General features: G+C 39.1%; 17 protein-coding genes. 3 read left to right on the top strand and 14 right to left on the bottom strand.

Annotated features, from left to right (window positions below; genetic code table 11):
- Window positions 1-4: 4 nt before the first annotated feature.
- The 4 genes from MUO15_RS01005 to hemA are packed head-to-tail and all read right to left on the bottom strand — an operon-like array spanning window position 5 to window position 3,917.
- Window positions 5-763: a uroporphyrinogen-III synthase gene (locus tag MUO15_RS01005; protein WP_245032742.1), complete on the bottom strand. Its 759-nt coding sequence runs from the start codon at window positions 761-763 to the stop codon at window positions 5-7.
- Complete coding sequence (gene hemC, locus MUO15_RS01000) at window positions 763-1,692, bottom strand: hydroxymethylbilane synthase (protein ID WP_245032740.1); 930 nt, start codon at window positions 1,690-1,692, stop codon at window positions 763-765. Before hemC ends, MUO15_RS01005 begins: the two co-directional genes overlap by 1 nt.
- Window positions 1,693-1,713: 21 nt before the next feature.
- On the bottom strand, window positions 1,714-2,532 hold the full coding sequence (locus MUO15_RS00995; RefSeq protein WP_245032738.1) for a cytochrome c biogenesis protein: 819 nt from the start codon (window positions 2,530-2,532) through the stop codon (window positions 1,714-1,716).
- 14 nt (window positions 2,533-2,546) lie between these two features.
- Window positions 2,547-3,917 carry a glutamyl-tRNA reductase gene (hemA, locus tag MUO15_RS00990; protein WP_245032736.1) on the bottom strand — a complete coding sequence of 457 codons (1,371 nt, stop codon included), beginning with the start codon at window positions 3,915-3,917 and terminating at the stop codon, window positions 2,547-2,549.
- Window positions 3,918-4,221: 304 nt separating this feature from the next.
- Between hemA and MUO15_RS00985 the strand changes: the two genes are divergently transcribed.
- On the top strand, window positions 4,222-4,704 hold the full coding sequence (locus MUO15_RS00985) for a LiaI-LiaF-like domain-containing protein (protein WP_245032734.1): 483 nt from the start codon (window positions 4,222-4,224) through the stop codon (window positions 4,702-4,704).
- Between the two features lie 126 nt (window positions 4,705-4,830).
- Here MUO15_RS00985 and MUO15_RS00980 read toward each other — a convergent pair whose 3' ends face one another.
- From MUO15_RS00980 to MUO15_RS00955, 6 genes are all read right to left on the bottom strand, one after another.
- Window positions 4,831-5,553 (bottom strand): amino acid ABC transporter ATP-binding protein, encoded by a 723-nt coding sequence (locus tag MUO15_RS00980; RefSeq protein ID WP_245035782.1) that lies wholly within the window; start codon window positions 5,551-5,553, stop codon window positions 4,831-4,833.
- A 110-nt stretch (window positions 5,554-5,663) separates the two neighbouring features.
- A complete protein-coding gene (gene yihA / locus MUO15_RS00975) occupies window positions 5,664-6,257 on the bottom strand; it encodes a ribosome biogenesis GTP-binding protein YihA/YsxC (RefSeq protein WP_245032733.1) in 594 nt (197 codons plus the stop codon).
- The gene (lon, locus tag MUO15_RS00970; protein ID WP_396266337.1) at window positions 6,247-8,511 is read right to left on the bottom strand and encodes an endopeptidase La; all 2,265 of its coding nucleotides are present in this window, start codon (window positions 8,509-8,511) and stop codon (window positions 6,247-6,249) included. The genes yihA and lon overlap by 11 nt, the downstream gene beginning before the upstream one ends.
- A gap of 317 nt (window positions 8,512-8,828) precedes the next feature.
- Entirely contained in the window at window positions 8,829-10,109 is a 1,281-nt protein-coding gene (gene clpX / locus MUO15_RS00965) for an ATP-dependent protease ATP-binding subunit ClpX (protein ID WP_245032728.1), read from the bottom strand.
- 320 nt (window positions 10,110-10,429) lie between these two features.
- Window positions 10,430-11,716 carry a trigger factor gene (gene tig / locus MUO15_RS00960; protein WP_245032726.1) on the bottom strand — a complete coding sequence of 429 codons (1,287 nt, stop codon included), beginning with the start codon at window positions 11,714-11,716 and terminating at the stop codon, window positions 10,430-10,432.
- A gap of 173 nt (window positions 11,717-11,889) precedes the next feature.
- The gene (locus MUO15_RS00955) at window positions 11,890-12,870 is read right to left on the bottom strand and encodes a hypothetical protein (protein ID WP_245032724.1); all 981 of its coding nucleotides are present in this window, start codon (window positions 12,868-12,870) and stop codon (window positions 11,890-11,892) included.
- Window positions 12,871-13,382: 512 nt separating this feature from the next.
- Here MUO15_RS00955 and MUO15_RS00950 point away from each other — a divergent pair.
- The gene (locus tag MUO15_RS00950) at window positions 13,383-14,690 is read left to right on the top strand and encodes a hemolysin family protein (RefSeq protein WP_245032722.1); all 1,308 of its coding nucleotides are present in this window, start codon (window positions 13,383-13,385) and stop codon (window positions 14,688-14,690) included.
- A 36-nt stretch (window positions 14,691-14,726) separates the two neighbouring features.
- Here the strand turns inward: MUO15_RS00950 and MUO15_RS00945 are convergent, their stop codons facing one another.
- Both MUO15_RS00945 and MUO15_RS00940 read right to left on the bottom strand, forming a co-directional pair.
- Entirely contained in the window at window positions 14,727-14,930 is a 204-nt protein-coding gene (locus tag MUO15_RS00945; RefSeq protein ID WP_245032720.1) for a hypothetical protein, read from the bottom strand.
- A 513-nt stretch (window positions 14,931-15,443) separates the two neighbouring features.
- Window positions 15,444-15,947 (bottom strand): DNA-deoxyinosine glycosylase, encoded by a 504-nt coding sequence (locus MUO15_RS00940; RefSeq protein ID WP_245032719.1) that lies wholly within the window; start codon window positions 15,945-15,947, stop codon window positions 15,444-15,446.
- A gap of 189 nt (window positions 15,948-16,136) precedes the next feature.
- Between MUO15_RS00940 and MUO15_RS00935 the strand changes: the two genes are divergently transcribed.
- On the top strand, window positions 16,137-16,760 hold the full coding sequence (locus MUO15_RS00935; RefSeq protein ID WP_245032718.1) for an NAD(P)-binding protein: 624 nt from the start codon (window positions 16,137-16,139) through the stop codon (window positions 16,758-16,760).
- Between the two features lie 78 nt (window positions 16,761-16,838).
- Here MUO15_RS00935 and cobA read toward each other — a convergent pair whose 3' ends face one another.
- On the bottom strand, window positions 16,839-17,618 hold the full coding sequence (gene cobA, locus MUO15_RS00930) for a uroporphyrinogen-III C-methyltransferase (RefSeq protein WP_245032716.1): 780 nt from the start codon (window positions 17,616-17,618) through the stop codon (window positions 16,839-16,841).
- Window positions 17,619-17,628: 10 nt separating this feature from the next.
- Window positions 17,629-17,955, bottom strand: coding sequence for a nitrite reductase small subunit NirD (gene nirD / locus MUO15_RS00925; protein WP_245032715.1), 327 nt, complete (start codon window positions 17,953-17,955; stop codon window positions 17,629-17,631).
- Between the last annotated feature and the right edge of the window lie 6 nt (window positions 17,956-17,961).

The following is a 17,961-nucleotide window of genomic DNA, read 5'->3' as shown; positions in this document are numbered from 1 at the left end:
GGAACTATCCTTTCTTATCAAAGTGGGCAGCCATTTTGTCAATCATATCTTTTATTGTGTATGACCCCGGAATATAAACCGTTTGAAAACCATAAGACTTGGCTGCTCCTCCTGTCGTTGGGCCAATGCAGAAACAAGGTATACGCAAAGCTTCGTCTTGATGCTCCCCTATCAGTTGCATAAATGCTTCCACTGTTGAAGGACTAGTAAACGTAAGCGCATCAAGCCGACCAAGTTTTTGTACTAGTAAATCCTTTCCATCCACTAATAGCGTATCATATACCGTAACGGTTTGGAAAAATACCTGCTGTTCCTCAAATGCTTGCGGCAACACTTTTCTTGCTCGATTTCCGCGAACAAATAATAGTTTCCCTTGTTCTCCTTCTTGTTCAAAAAACTGTTCTATCAATGATGTTGCTTGATATTCTGTTGGGATAAAGTCAGGCTTTACCCCGTATGATTGAAGCGTTCTAGCTGTTTTGTCCCCCACCACAGCCCATTTACAAGAGTGAGGGATCTCAATATCGTACAAAGATAGCAGCTCGAAAAAAAACTTCACGCCATTGGAGCTCGTTAGAAAAACCCAGCTGAAGTCGTGAAGTTTACTAAGAATGTGCTTATTTTCTACTGAGTCGTTCAATTTAAACTGGAGGAGAGGGACATGTATCACTCTCCCACCTTTTTGTTCAATCTCCCTCGTTATAGATGAGGATTGAGAAGATGCCCTGGTGATCAGGATATTCTTCCCTTGCAGTGGTTCCATTACTGATCATACTCCTCTAATGCCTGATCAACGATTTCCTGGGCCCCTTGCTTTTTAAGACGTGCTGCAGCCTCAGTTCCTACTGCTACAGGATCTTTTCCTGTTACGGTTTCCTGAAGAATCGTTGTACCATCAGGCTTCCCTACTAAAGCTGTCAGCGTAATCGTTTCTCCTTCTAAATAAGCATAACCGCCGATTGGAACCTGACACCCACCGTTTAAATCGTGAAGAAATTTCCGTTCAGCTTTAACTGTGGTTTCTGTGTACTTATGATTGATTTGCTGAAGGAACTCAAGCAGGTCTTTATCATCTTCACGGCATTGAATAGCAAGTGCACCTTGCCCTACTGCAGGTACGCAAACATCAGGCTCTAAGTATTCAGTAACGAGGTCATCACTCCAGCCCATCCTTTTTAAGCCAGCCGCTGCCAGCACAATTGCATCGTACTCTTCATTTTTGAGCTTTTGAAGACGGGTATCAATGTTTCCACGAATCCATTTAATCTCAATGTCAGGTCGAACCGCTTTAATTTGTGAGCCGCGGCGCAAACTACTCGTCCCGACAATTGCCCCTTCTTTTAAATTCTCTAGAGCTACGTGGTCATTTGATACAAAGGCATCGCGATGATCTTCACGGACAGGGACGGAAGCAACCGTTAATCCGTCAGCTACAACAGCAGGCATATCCTTCATACTATGCACAGCCATATCAATTTCTTTGTTATACATGGCTTGTTCAATTTCTTTTATAAACAAACCTTTTCCTCCGACTTTATTTAAAGTAACGTCGAGGATTTGATCACCCTTTGTGGAAATTCTTTTGATTTCAAATTCATAAGAAGGATCTATTTTTTTTAACTGCTCAATAACCCATTCCGTTTGTGTAATCGCTAAATTACTTTTCCGTGAACCTATTACAATTTTTCCCACCCTACATCCTCCTCGAGAAATTTAAAAATGAAAATTCGACAACGAGCCGAATAAAAAGAAGTTGATTAACAGAAACAGAAACGCTGCTGAATTGAATATGGAAATCACTCGGCCTTGATATCCTTTTACAACACGCAAAAACAAATAAATCATATAGACTAGGAGGACAATGAATGACCCCAGTGTCTTAGAATCATACCAGTAGAAGACATCTTCAGATACATACCCCCACGTCACCCCAAGGATTACTGCTATAAGAAGCAATGGTACACCGAGAATGACTGATATATATGAAAAATGATCAAGCTTCGTTAAGTCTCCAAGGCGAAACAATTTGGTATTCCACTTCTTTCGTTTAAGTAAACGGTATTGCAATAAATACATAATTGAAAAAATAAACGAAAATGTGAAAAAGCCATAAGAGATGATCGCTAACGTAATATGAGCAACCAACATTTCATGAACTAATTCAATCCCCTGATCATCAAGAATATTTTGTGCTCTCGTTGAAATGTGGAGCAACATAACTAAAAACCCTAGAACATTCGTGAAAAAGACAAGAAAATCCACACGAAACAATCGGTTTATAATTAACGAAAACGTTACTAATACCCATGCATAAAAATAGAGACCATCATAAACCGTCATGATAGGGAAACTTTCTTCCACAAAAATTTGTCTTAATAAAAAAAGGGTCTGTAGTCCCCAAACCATACTAAGTAACCAGAAGGCAGCTACATTCGCCTTCCGGTTATTTTGAATAAAGTCAATAAAGTATCCAATTAAGCTGCAACCGTAAAGGAAGAGGATTAATTCATAGACCCACTTAAGTTCGAACATAGTAAACCTCCACCCTATGAATTTGCAGTTTGAGTAAGTGTGGGAAAGGATACAGCATCTTTTGTATCAAACTTTACGGGCTTATTTCTTTTTTCCTGTTCCTTCGCTTGCTCCTCTGCCGTATCTTCAATACCAAAGATTTGTGTAAAGAGGCGCAAAGATTCTTCAGCATCGGGCTGCGCAGCAAGTTCCTTCGCCTGAAGAATAGGGTCTTTAAGCATCTGATTGATAATACTTTTCGTATGCTTACGCAAAACTTTCTTTTCACGTTCTGTCAGATCAGGCATTTTCCTTTCAATACTACTCATTGTTTCAGATTGAATGCCCATCGCTTTTGCACGAAGCGCAGAGATAACAGGAATTACCCCGATCGTTTGAAGCCATTCTTTAAATTCTACAATTTCAGCTTCGATCATGATTTCGATTTCCTCAGCTGCTTGTTTACGAACAGCTAAGTTAGCATCAACAATTCCTTGTAAATCATCGATGTCATAAAGGAAGACACTTTCAAGATCTTCCATTTGTGGGTCAAGGTCTCTTGGTACAGCAATATCTACGAAGAAAAGCGGCTTCCCTTTTCGGGAACGGTGGATAGGTTCCATTTGTTTGCGTGTTAGAACATACTCACTTGATCCTGTTGAACTAATTACAATATCAGCGCTCGCAAGAACGGCATCTAGATTTTCCATCGTGTCGGCTTGTCCACTAAATTGATCAGCGACCACTTGAGCTTTCGATAATGTCCGATTAAGAACCGTCACCTGTTTAACACCAAAGCCTTGAAGGTTCTTTGCGGCAAGCTCACCCATTTTCCCTGCACCGATAATAACGATATGTTTATGAACCAAGTCACCAAAAATTTTGCGCGCCAATTCAACAGCTGCATAACTAACGGACACAGCATTTTCTCCAATACCTGTGTCTTTATGTCCTTTCTTAGCCATTGTCACGGTTTGTTTGAATAATTGATTGAATATAGTTCCTGTGGTGTTGGCATCTTGAGCTTTCGAAAAAACTTGCTTCATTTGTCCCAGGATTTGTGTTTCTCCCAATACCATGGAATCAAGACCAGATGTCACACGCATTAAATGTTCCATAGCTCCATCCGCTTCATAAATAGAAAGAAACGGTGAGAATTCCTCTTTTTCAATAGTAAACCAGTCAGCTAAAAATTGTTTAATGTAGTAGCGCCCTGTATGAAGCTGGTCGACAACAGCATATATTTCTGTTCGATTGCATGTAGAAATGATTACATTTTCGAGCACGCTTTTTTGAGCATTAAGCTTCTGCATTGCCTCAGCTAAGCTCTCATCTGAAAATGTAAGTTTTTCCCGAATTTCCACAGGGGCTGTTTTATAATTGAGACCGACAGCTAAAATGTGCATTTCATCTACCCCCATATAACGTTCCTAACTTATCACATACCACTTATTATAACATGAAAACGTTGAATTTTTCTGTGAAAATATGAACAGATTTTGAATCCCTTGTGATAGGATATAGATAGGATTATCAATCAGTTTATATTCTCAGATTAGAAATACTATAATTAATAACTCGATTGTAATATACCAAAACAAACTTGTAATCGCAAGAAATCAATTTTTTAGAACACCCCTCTATAATTCTTACTGAATCGTTTACAGGGCTTTTGCATTTCTAATCTATGTAATCCTGGAGGTATAATTTATGAAGAAGCCAGATTCCTTCGCAGGTTTCTTATTAATTGGACTTGGTTTATATTTTCTTGTACGTCAGTTTAATATTCCCTATTTGAACCCTTTTTACTCGTGGACGACATTACTTATTATTATAGGTATCGCTTTTTTACTACATAGTTACCTGACTAAGGAATACTCAAATATTTTTACAGGGGCACTGCTGCTTGGGTTAGGTATTCACTTTCATGGTCGAACCCATTACCCGTTTTGGATTGATCACTGGGGAGTATATCCTCTCCTCATAGGGGCAGCGTTCATCCTAAGATCTATTAAAACAAGATCAGGCTGGATTCCTGGATTTATATTAATTGGTGTGGCTTTGTTTGCCCTTCTATCTACTCCTAGTCCTGGCTGGTTCCATTTTATCTATCTGCTATTTGATTGGGTTGAAAGTTTCTGGCCAGTTATTTTAATTGGTTTTGGTATTTATTTGCTTTATAAAAAGAAATAACACATGCGAAAACCCCGCTCGTCCAGGTAAGCGGGGTTTTCTATCCATTCATGAGCAAGCCTAATGGAAACAGAGTCTTTTCCGTGACGGACCATTTTAACCGTCTATATGAAGCTTACCCTTCTCTTACAATATAGAGCTTAGAAATGCCTGTGTTCTGTCTTCTTTAGGGTTATCAAAAATATCATGCGGATGACCTGTTTCAACAATTTTTCCATCATGCATATAGACAACTCGATCAGCTACTTCACGAGCAAAGCCCATTTCATGAGTGACAACAACCATCGTCATTCCCTCTTGGGCCAAATCCTTCATTGTTTGTAGAACTTCTCCTACTAACTCTGGATCAAGCGCAGATGTCGGTTCATCAAACAACATGATCTCAGGTTTCATCGCAAGTGCTCTTGCAATAGCCACACGCTGTTTCTGCCCGCCGGACAAACGTGAAGGGTAATCATTTGCCTTATCCCCCAAGCCAACTTTTTTAAGCAGTTTCTCTCCTTCTTTTAATGCTTCAGCTTTTGAAGTTCTTTTCACCTGAATAGGTGCTTCTGTCACGTTCTCCAATACTGTTTTATGTGGGAACAAATTAAAATGCTGAAAGACCATACCTACTTTTTGTCTTACTACATTTAAATTATCTTTTTTAGGGTTTACATCCTTTCCCCGAATGATCACCTCTCCACTGTTCCTCCATTCAAGAAAATTTAAGCAACGAAGCATCGTACTCTTTCCTGAACCACTGGCGCCTATTAAAACAACTACTTCACTTTCTTTTACATTGAAGTCTATATCTTTAAGAACGTGCAGGTCCCCAAAATATTTATTTAGTTTATCTACACGAATCATTTCTTTAGATTCAGTCAAACGAACCCGTCCCCCTTCAGTTAATACTTACAAAATTGGATAAAGCCAGTTGATCAAAAAAGGGATCACCAAAAATGGTGATACCCGTTTTTTTAATGATAGCTATTTAAGTGCTCCAACATCTTCTTCCATGCTGCATCTTTTCCTTCTCCCGTTTCAGAAGAAAAGGGGATGAGCTGATCTGCATCATCCATTTCAAGCGTTTCAGCAACGAGTTTCAATTGTTTATCGCGTTGTCCTTTTTTTATTTTATCCAGTTTAGTGGCAATCACCATGACTGGGAGCTCAAAGTGTTTCAAATAATCGTACATCACACAATCATCTTCAGTAGGGCGATGCCTGACATCGATGACTAGAGCTGTTGCTTGAAGTTGTTCTCTTTCAGCAAAATACTCCTCCATCATACGTCCCCATTTGGCGCGTTCTTTCTTAGAAACCTTCGCGTACCCATACCCCGGCACATCGACAAAATGAAAACTTTCATTTATTTTATAAAAATTTAACGTTTGCGTTTTTCCAGGCTTTGAAGATGTTCTCGCTAAGTTCTTTCGCTGAATCATTTTATTGATAAAAGAGGATTTCCCAACATTAGAACGGCCTGCTAAAGCAATCTCCGGAATAAACTCTTTAGGGTATTGCTTCTTACTGGCGGCACTAATCACTATGTCCGCTTGATTAACTTTCATGATTTTCAACTGCCAACGCCTGATCCAGCACTTCGTCTAAATGCTTCACAGGAACAAATGTTAGTCCTTCACGTACACTTTCCGGGATATCTTCTAAATCTTTTTCATTCTCAAATGGGATAATAATTGTTGTAAGCCCTGCACGATGGGCACTAAGAGACTTCTGTTTTAACCCACCAATAGGCAGAACACGGCCCCTAAGTGTAATTTCCCCTGTCATACCGACTTCTTTTTTTACAGGTCGACCAGTTAAAGCTGAAACGAGCGCAGTTGCCATCGTTATCCCTGCAGAAGGGCCATCCTTAGGCGTAGCTCCTTCAGGAACGTGTATATGAATATCATTGTTCTCTACAAAGTCCGGATCAATATGCAGGTCGTCAGCTTTTGAACGAATATAACTAAACGCGGCTTGCGCAGATTCCTTCATTACATCGCCAAGTTTACCCGTTAACGTTAAGTTACCTTTACCAGGGTAAATCGATACTTCTATTGATAACGTATCACCGCCTGCTGCAGTATAGGCAAGACCCGTAGCCGCACCAATTTGATCTTCAAGTTCTGCTTGTCCATAGCGGAATTGCGGGCGACCAAGAAGTTCTTCAAGTTGTTTCTCTGTAACAACAATGCGTTTTTTTTCTTTACCAACGATAATCTTTGCAGCTTTTCGGCATACGCTTGCCAACTGACGCTCTAGATTACGGACACCGGCTTCACGCGTGTACTTACGAATAAGCTTCAGTAATGCTTCTTCTTTAAATTGAAGTTGGCTCTTCGTTAACCCGTTTTCCTTAATTTGTTTAGGAAGCAGATGTTCTTTGGCTATATGAAGCTTTTCTATTTCTGTATACCCAGCAATTGAGATCATTTCCATCCGATCGAGCAATGGTCCCGGAATCGAGGTCACTGTATTTGCAGTAGCTATGAACATGACTTTTGATAAATCATAGTGTTCTTCAATAAAGTGATCACTGAATGTACCGTTTTGCTCTGGATCTAATACCTCAAGCATGGCAGAGGAAGGATCCCCACGAAAGTCACTAGCCATTTTGTCAATTTCATCTAATAAGAAGACTGGGTTTATCGTTTCAGCTCTCTTCATTCCCTGGATAATCCGACCTGGCATAGCACCAATATAAGTTCTTCTATGTCCACGAATTTCTGCCTCATCACGGATACCGCCTAATGAGATTCTGACAAAATTACGATTAATTGCCCTCCCGATTGATTTAGCGAGGGAAGTTTTACCGACACCTGGAGGTCCTACTAAACAGAGGATGGGTCCTTTAATGGACTGTGTAAGCTGCTGTACAGCTAAATACTCTAACACCCGCTCTTTCACTTTTTCTAAACCATAATGATCTTCATCCAGGATTTTCTCTGCATGGACAACATCGAGATTATCTTCAGTTTCTTTAGACCATGGGAGGGAAACGAGCCACTCAATGTAATTGCGAATGACTGAGCTCTCTGCTGAGCTTTGTGGAACTTTCTCGTATCTTCCTAGTTCCTTCTGAGCGATGGCTTCAACCCGTTCAGGCATGTGAGCCTCCTCGATTTTTTCACGAAGTTGCGCAACCTCACCGGACTTGCCGTCTTTATCACCCAACTCACTTTGGATCGCTTTCATTTGCTCACGCAAATAATACTCTTTTTGCGTTTTCTCCATTGACTTCTTTACACGTTGACCAATTTTTTGTTCTATCTGCAGTACGTCACGTTCGTTCCCGATAATTTCAATAAGCTGTTTCAAACGTGCGGTTACGTTTTCCATTTCTAATATACTTTGCTTGTCTTTTATTTTTATAGGAAGGTGTGAGGTAACCATATCTGCAAGGTGACTAGGATCATCGATATCAGATACCGTATTAAACGTTTCTTGGCTGACCTTTTTTGAGACCTTGACATACTGCTCGAATTGACTCAGTAATGTTCTCATTAAGGCTTCTTCTTCATTTAGATCTTCATGGACATCCTCAAGTTTAGTGATGTCCGCCCGATAAAATTCTTCCCCTTCTGTTATATGCTCTACCGAAGCACGATAAAGTCCTTCGACCAAAACGCGATTTGTACCATTAGGAAGTTTCACCATCTGCTTAACAGTTGCTACTGTTCCTACACTGTAAATATCGTCAGCAGTAGGTTCATCGATATTTATTTCCTTTTGTGAAGCTAAAAACACTTCATTGTTATCCATCATTGCTTGCTCTAATGCTTGCACTGATTTATCTCTACCTACATCAAGGTGAAGTACCATAGATGGGTACACCAATAGTCCTCTTAATGGAAGGAGGGGGATTTGCGTTCTAAATTTATCTGTCAATGTTTGCACCTCCGAATTATGCACATTCGTATATTTATCATATAGAAATCTATATAGAATGTAAAACGTTAGCCATAGGGAAAAAGACCGTAGAGTTAGACCTTCCTTTCACCAATACTCTACGCCTATTATGAACCATCAACCGTCGATTCATGCTCTATGTATGAATTACTTCACTATATTATAGAAGCCGCGCTACTTGGAAACGTAGCGCGGCTCACAGTTAAGAAATCATGAGATTACTTATAGGTTTAAGCACTTTCCTTAGGTGTTTCTTTATTTTCATCCTCGACAGTACCATCTGTCAGAATCAACTTAGGATGACTTTTTTCCGCTGTTACTGTCTCTTTTGTAATAATACACTTTTCTATGTCATCACGAGATGGCAGATCGTACATCACATCAAGCATGATACCTTCAATGATGGAACGAAGTCCTCGTGCGCCCGTCTTACGCTCGATCGCTAATTTTGAAATTTCGCGAAGTGCTTCTTCTTCAAACTCAAGCTCCACATGATCAATTTGTAGAAGCTTTTGATATTGTTTAACAAGAGCATTTTTAGGTTGTGTCAAGATTTCAATCAATGCTTTTTCATCTAACTGCTCAAGGCTTCCGATAACAGGAAGACGACCAATAAATTCAGGAATAAGCCCATAACTTAATAAGTCTTCAGGAAGTATTTTTGATAGAAGTTCGTCTTTCTCTTCGTCTACATCGACCTGACCGGAACCAAAGCCAATGACTTTTTTACCTAGACGGCGTTTAATGATTTGTTCAATACCATCAAATGCACCACCGACAATAAACAATACATTCGTTGTATCAATTTGAATAAATTCTTGATGTGGGTGCTTACGACCGCCTTGTGGAGGCACACTTGCCTGTGTCCCTTCAAGAATTTTAAGCAATGCCTGCTGTACACCCTCACCTGAGACATCACGTGTAATTGACGGATTCTCTGATTTACGAGCAACCTTATCAATTTCATCAATATATATGATGCCTTTTTCTGCTTTTTCTACATCATAATCTGCCGCTTGGATAAGTTTAAGCAGAATGTTCTCTACATCCTCACCAACGTACCCTGCTTCTGTTAATGATGTAGCATCAGCAATGGCAAACGGCACATTTAAGATCCGTGCAAGTGTTTGAGCAAGCAAAGTCTTCCCGCTACCTGTTGGCCCAAGCATCAGAATGTTACTCTTAGCCAACTCCACATCGTCATTCCCTTTCACACCAGCATTTATCCGCTTGTAATGATTGTAAACCGCTACAGACAAATTCTTTTTCGCCTGATCCTGACCAATTACATAATCATTAAGAATACCGCGAATTTCCTGAGGCTTAGGAACTTCTTTAAATTCCACTTCCTCTTCATTACCTAATTCTTCTTCCACAATTTCCGTACATAGTTCAATACATTCATCACATATATAAACGCCAGGTCCAGCTACCAGTTTTCGAACTTGTTCTTGACTCTTTCCGCAGAAAGAACATTTAAGCTGCCCTTTTTCTTCATTAAATTTAAACATTCCAATTCACCCCTTAATAAAATGACGCAATAGTATGCGACTGAAGAATCCACCTTAGTATTCGAGCACCTGTTTCTTTTGCCCATCATACCAGATTCATTAAGAACAAAAAAGCAATACCTATTTAGAGGTGTGCATGGTCTTTTTGCACCATCCTCATTATGTAGATATATAATCATTAAGTCAAACTTTAGGCGCTCTATTATTATATGTGAAAAGGCAGGTGGTTCATACATGGTTCAATCAATTTTTGGTATTCCTTATGTAACATAAATATATGAGAAGACAAGGGGCATCTTGCTCCTTGTCTTCTTAGCTTACTATTCTGTTTTACTATTATCAACTAAAACGTCAATCGCCTTACGGACTTTTAGATCTTCTTTAATCATATCTGTATTTCCGCCAAGCATTTGAGTCAGCTGCGCTACGTCCGTTTGATACATAGAAGCCATGTTCTCAAGCTCTGCGTTTACGTCTTCATCAGAAGCTTCTACATTTTCTGCGTTAGCGATCGCTTCTAACGTAAGGTTTGTTTTTACTCGCTTCCCAGCATCCTCTTGCATTTGTTCACGAAGTGCGTCTTCATCTTGACCTGTGAACTGGAAGTACATGTCTTTTGTCATCCCTTGCATTTGCAGGCGTTGTTCGAACTCACTAACCATACGGTCAAGTTCTGTATCAACCATAGATTGTGGAACATCTACTTCCGCATTTTCACTTGCTTTTTGAACGAGTGTATCGCGCTTGTGATTATCCGCTTCTGTCTTCTTCTGCTCTTCAAGACGTTCACGTGTTTTCTTCGTAAGCTCATCTAATGATTCAACTTCTTCGTCAACATCTTTAGCAAGTTCATCATCAAGTTCAGGAAGTTCTTTTCCTTTTATTTCATGAATCTTCACTTTAAACGTTGCTTTCTTACCGGCAAGGTCCTCTGCATGATATTCTTCTGGGAAAGTTACTTCAACATCTATTTCTTCGCCTGATTTCTTGCCTACAAGCTGTTCTTCAAAGCCTGGGATAAATGATCCTGACCCAATTTCAAGTGAGTAATTATCGGCTTGTCCACCTTCGAAGGCTTCACCGTCAACGAATCCTTCGAAGTCCATGACTACAGTGTCACCGTCTTCTACTTTGCCGTCCTCTTTTACAACAAGTTCAGCTTGTTTTTCTTGAAGCTGTTTTAGTTCATTTTCAACATCTTCATCTGTTACTTCAGTACTTAGTTCTTCCACTTCAAGACCTTTGTACTCTCCAAGTTTCACCTCAGGCTTCACTGTAACTTCAGCAGTAAAAACAAGTGGTTCACCTTTTTCAATTTGTTTCACATCAACTTCCGGACGATCGACTGGCTCTATACCTGTTTCCTCAACAGCATTAGAGTATGCATCCGGTAAAACGATATCAAGGGCATCTTGATAAAGAGACTCTACACCGAAACGCTGTTCAAAAAGTTTGCGTGGTACCTTTCCTTTTCGGAAACCAGGCACTTGAACCTCTTTCACTACTTTTTTAAAGGCTCCATCAAGGGCTTTGTTGAAATCTTCTACGGGTACCTCAACTGTAAGTGTCCCTTGATTACCTTCTTGCTTTTCCCATTTTGCTGACATAAAATTCCCTCCAACATCTATAATTTCCTTTTACGTCTGATGACGACCATTAATCGATTCTATGATTCTATATACACACGAATCTCATTTGCAACCACTACATTATAACACAAACATAGACGCTTTCAACATCTGTAACTGTTCTATACTTGAAAATAGAAACGACCGCTTTATCATTCTCCAACTAGCAAGACATAATGTTGTTCACACAGTTCAATCTCTTCCTTGTATTTTTCAACTTCTACACTGTCCTGTTTTGAAGGATAAGGGATTTGTAAGTATTCATGACCAAGCTGTTTTAAAGCTTCCACAATATAATCAAGCTCATTTTCACTAGGATACAGTGGATAACGAACGTAACAGTAATGATTTAATAACCTAATCACCATCTCATACATTGTGGGATTGCTTTGCTCCACTGCACCAAGCCTTAGTTGAATTTGTTGAATGATGTATTCAGATTCAAACGAATGCAACTGTGAAGGAATGACAGTAATATCTTTTGAGAATTTAAGCAAATGAATCTTACGGTCAACTCTGTTATCTCTGAACCAATGGATGATGGCTGTTTTAATAATTGGATGGACCGAGTCGCATATCAGTACCTTCTCAAATGCTTCTATATTATTCAATATCGGTTGTTTTGTCAGCTGTTGGATGGAACGCCATTGATTATGTAAGTCATCATTCTCGATAGCTGTAAAAAATGATTGAGCTAGTTTTTCCCCTTCTTTTTGATAAGAATCTTGAAGCAATTTACTACTAACCTCATACATTTGCCATAATTGTGTGCGACTTTGATGAGGAATGTCTTCTGTCTCAAAAATTTCATCTAATAAATCCACCAGCTCTAGATAGCGATTGTCTTGAAATAGTATCGTTATGTATATATGTAGGTAATGATAATAGTGTTCTTGATCAGATCTCATTTGGTCTTGGCACAATTCCTCTGCCTCATTGTATTGTCCAAGTTCGATCCAGCTCATTAATAGTCCTGTCATAACCTCACAAGAAGCCACTTCGTAATTAACTAAAGGAAGAAGAAGTTCAACAGCCTCCTGATATTTTTTCTCTCTAACAGCCTCGAGGCCTTCTCTCTCTAACTTCGTCTTCCATCTTGGGAACATGACAATATCTCCCGTATATTTTTCCATAAGCCACCCTTCCCGTTCCTTTTTATGCCTTCTGCCTATTTTAACCTATATCCTTCGATCATAAACCTTAAGGAAAACTAATTCGATAACTTTTTTAACAAAAATCTTTCTAGAACACCCTAAAGCTTTAAAGCATAAACGAAAACTATGAATGTACCTCCCCTTAATAAAATATAGAAGAGAGACGTCCTAATGGGCGTCTCTTTTCATATAATCAACCGACACATTACCGGATAATATGTATATGTATGAAAGATTAACAAAATTATATCACAATACAGGAAATTCTGTACGCACTTAAGCAAAACGGAGAGGATGTAATTAATAGCTCCCTTTATATTTATCACTAAAATCACCCAAGTTTCTTCATTATAATATGGTTTAAATGATTCCTAAAAAGTAAACAAACCTTCATACTATTCCTATACTTTCAATTGGCATTATTGTATCTGTTTCGATACAATATAAATTGGAGACTTTTCTCCATAACTTGAGTTTAGAGGAGATTTGATATGGAAGAGACGATTAAGCTTGTAGCGGTGGCCCTGTTAATTCTTTTAACGGCGTTCTTCGTTGCAAGCGAATTTGCAATTGTGAAAGTAAGACGTACCAGATTAGAAGCCCGGGCTGCTGACGGTAATAAGAAAGCACTTAGAGCCTTAAGAGTAACGGGTAATTTAGATTACTATCTGTCAGCTTGTCAGCTTGGTATAACCATTACTGCTCTTGGGTTAGGTTGGTTAGGAGAACCCACCTTAGAAGTTCTCCTTCATCCATTACTGGAAGGGTTTGACCTACCTTCATCGGTTAGCCATACCATTACCTTTGCGATTGCTTTTTTTGTCATTACCTTTTTACATGTCGTACTTGGGGAACTTGCTCCAAAAACTATCGCCATACAAAAATCGGAAAATCTTACAGTTATGCTCGCCACCCCTTTAATCATATACAGTAAGATTATGTATCCCTTAATTTGGTTTTTAAATGGCTCAGCAAACTTGTTAGTCCGTTCCTTTGGCTATCAGACTGCGAAAGAATCTGAGGAAGTCCATTCTGAAGAGGAGCTGCGTCATATCTTAAGCCAGAGTTATCAGCAAGGAGAAATTAATCAGTCCGAATTTGAGTATGTTGATCGAATTTTTGAATTTGATAATCGGACTGCGAAAGAAATCATGATTCCTCGTACAGATATGTCAGTTGTAGACATCGAGGATCCAATGGAAGAATCTTTACAATTTATGAATCAAGAACGATTTACAAGATATCCTGTATTTCAAGATGATAAGGACCACATTATTGGTGTCCTCCATTTAAAAGAACTCTTTTATAACGACTGGAACAAGGTCGAAACACTTGAGCCATACGTTCGCCCTGTTTTAAAGGTTTTTGAAAATATACCTATTCACGATCTTCTATTAAGAATGCAGCAAGAGCGCACTCATCTTGTTGTTTTGACGGATGAATATGGAGGAACTTCAGGGATGATTACCGCCGAAGACATCATTGAAGAGATTGTCGGCGATATAAGGGACGAATTTGACCATGAGGAAGTACAAACTATTACTTTAAAAGAAGATGGCTCCTTTATCTTAGATGGGAAAACATCTATCCAAGATACCAATGACTATTTTGACATAGAACTAGAAAATGAAGACGTCGATACCATTTCCGGATGGATGTACAATCGATTGATAGACGTGAATGAAGGATCCGTTTTATCACATGAATCCTATCACTTCAAAGTTATAGAAATGGAAGATCAACAAATTCTTTCCATTAAAGCTTGGAAAGAAGAACAGGAAATAGCTGAAGAAGAATAGAAAAAAGGCCCCCTTTTAAAAATGAGGAGGCCTTTCTTATAACGATTCATCTTTTGTTGCGTCCAATAGAATAATTAATGATGAAGAAACTGTGCTTACATCTATTAGTCCATCATCCTCTTCTTTTACTTTGTCAAGCTGTTGAAGAATATAGTCGTCTCTACATTTAAACTTTAATTGACCTGAAAAAATTTTCCCTTTTAAAGAAATCACCTGTTCATGCAATGTTACCCTATCCAAATGCTCCCCTCCTTTTAACATTTATAAATCTTTAAATACCACGCACAAAATGACCATCATTCCAAGCATACATCCACGATTTCACATGGTTTGACTAAGATTGTTATTTACATAGTATAGACATCACAGACAAAGTAAATACATGTGGTGAAAAATCAGTATGCTTTTGCTGAAAGATCGTCCGCTATGGTTGTTGAATCAGACATGATATGTACTATTTATGAAATAATAATATCGAAATGAGGTGACGAAAGGTTAGGCAGATCCACGATCCACACCTAGCTGAATACTACTATGAAGCTTAAAAAAAGGACGTTTTTATTCATTATGCTTACAGGCTTTTCAATTGGTATCTATCAAGCTTTTCCTATTTCCTTTACATTGATTTTAATGCTTACAATTACAATAATTACCGTTGGTTCCATCCTTCGCGACCTCTTAAAAAGAGGTTCATGAATATGTGAATAGTTCAAAGAAAGGCGGCCTTGCTTCATAGCAAGGCCGCCTCTTTTATCAGGAATACTCCTTTATTATTTTCCACTCTTCTATTTTTCCCTCCATTGTTTTATTAAATTTACCTGGAACAGGACTTGTAGAAGGCAGCTTTTTAAAATCAACACCAGTAAGCATTGTCTTATCAAAATGTTTCTTAAAAGTAGCATAGGCCTTCGTTCCATTAAATACGATTAATTTTAGCTGCCTATGTACTTGTATCAGTTCTGTTAATTGATTCGGTACTTCAGCTCTTATGTTCGAGTCAAGACTGCCTTTTCTTTGGCATGAATAGATCACATCCCATAGGGCTAACTGGTGGTCTTTAAGGAAAGACAGCCTCTTTTCGTAATCTTCTATTTCCTTCTCTTCATAAATCGAAAATATAATCTTCCAAAAATGATTTCGAGGGTTTCCATAATATTGATTACTTTCTAATGACTTCTCTCCTGGAATGGATCCTAAAATCAACACCCTTGCATTTTTCTCAATCACAGGACTCAAAGAATAAATATGTTTTTCCATATGACTCTCCCGCCTCTCCTTTTTAATTTCTCTTCCACTCCTTGTAACACATTTAATGTTCCAAACAGTATCCTATCCTGCTCCAAGTTTCTTCATTATAATATACTTTTATGCACTTACAGCCTCCTGTTTGTGAGTGTTTAAGATAAATGGGATAATACAGATATCAGAGATTGAGGGGGCTGCCAAATGACGTTTATTCCAATTATGCTTGATTTGAAGGGAAGAAAAGTTGTAGTTATAGGCGGCGGACATGTGGCTAAACGAAGAATAGACAGTTTACTTGATAGTGAGGCCTTCTTAACAGTGATCAGTCCAAAGCTTATTCCAGAACTGATCCATTACTACGAAGAAGCCAGAATAAATTGGGAGCAGAAATGTTTCTCTCCTGATGATGTGGACGAAGCATTCTTAATCATTGTCGCCACAAATAACAGAACAGTTAATAACACTGTTGTTGAATCAACCCCTTCCAACCGTTTAATCAACGCTGCCGATAAGGCTGATGTCGGGAATGTACATTTCCCAGCTCATTTCGAGCGAGGCAAGCTGACCGTAGCTATTTCTACACATGGTGCCAGTCCTCTTTTTGCAAAGAAAATTAAAAAAGACTTATCGAACCAATATGACGAAAGCTATGAACAATATCTCGATTTTTTATTTGAGGCTCGCCAGCTATTAAAGCAATCCAACCTCCCACATCAAGAAAGGAGAAATCACTTACATGAGATTCTCTCTGACGAATACTTAGATCCACAGGCACAAAAAAAGATGCTCCATTCACTGGAGCATTACATTAAGCCTCCAATATGAGTCATACTGTACTCGGAGGCCTTTACCTATCCTATAGACCAATCCACAGAACCGCTTGCATTTGATCACACCATTTTATCAAGCTTTAATTGCACTGGGCTCGACCAATCCTTGATTCATAACTTTCAAGTGGTGTAAACGATCGCGGAAACGCACAACTTCACCGACAACAATCACCGCTGGGTTAGATACCCCTGATTTCCCCACTAACTGGACAATGTTCGCAAGTGTTCCCGTAAGTACCCGTTGATGTTCCGTTGTTCCCTGCTGAATAACAGCTACAGGTGTATCCGAGCTTTTCTCATTATCAAGCAATTGTTCACATATACGGGGAAGGTTGCTGACCCCCATATAAATAGCCAATGTATCGATATTCTCGGATAGACTTTTCCAGTCAATTTTTTTATCGTTTCCTTTGCATTGATGCCCTGCTATTACTGCAAAAGAACTGCCCATATCTCTGTGGGTTACGGGAATATCAGCATAAGCAGGAACAGCAATCCCAGAAGTAATTCCTGGGACCACCTCGCATGAAATGCCGTGCTTAGCTAATGCTTCCGCTTCTTCAGCTCCCCGTCCGAATACAAATGGGTCTCCCCCTTTTAATCGAATAACGGTTTTACCTCGCTTCGCGTATTCCACCAATAAAAGATTGATTGATTCTTGTTTCAAAATATGAAAATTTGGATGCTTTCCACAAAAAACTAGATCCGCACCAGACCGCGCTTCTCTAAGTAATTGTTCGTTTACTAAGCGATCGTATAGAATAACATCGGCTTGCTGAATACATTTGAGTGCTTTAACCGTGATTAAATCGGGATCCCCCGGACCTGCTCCAACTAAATAAACTTTTGACATAAGAGCCCTCCTATTTCTCCGGCAACATGACGTAGACATTGTCTTTTTCCACTTTCACTTCAAACGTTTGTACACAACCGATGTCTGGTTTCTGAACTTTTCCATCTACAACGCTGATTTTCCAATCATGCATCGGGCAGAATACGTGCTCCCCGCTGATCATCCCTTCAGCAAGTACACCACCTTTATGGGGACAACGGTTTTCGATGACTCGTATATCACCATCCACCAGTTTGAAAATGGCTAACTCCAACCCATGCACATGAACGGTTCTCCCTAGCTTTTCGGGAAGCTCATTAACTTTTGCTACAAAAATCTTATTTAATAGTTTTTCCATTCCCTG

Source organism: Halobacillus amylolyticus (assembly GCF_022921115.1).
Taxonomy (GTDB): Bacteria; Bacillota; Bacilli; order Bacillales; family Halobacillaceae; genus Halobacillus_A; species Halobacillus_A amylolyticus.
The sequence above is the reverse complement of the archived record's forward strand: the minus strand, read 5'-3'. Positions and strand labels throughout refer to the sequence as shown.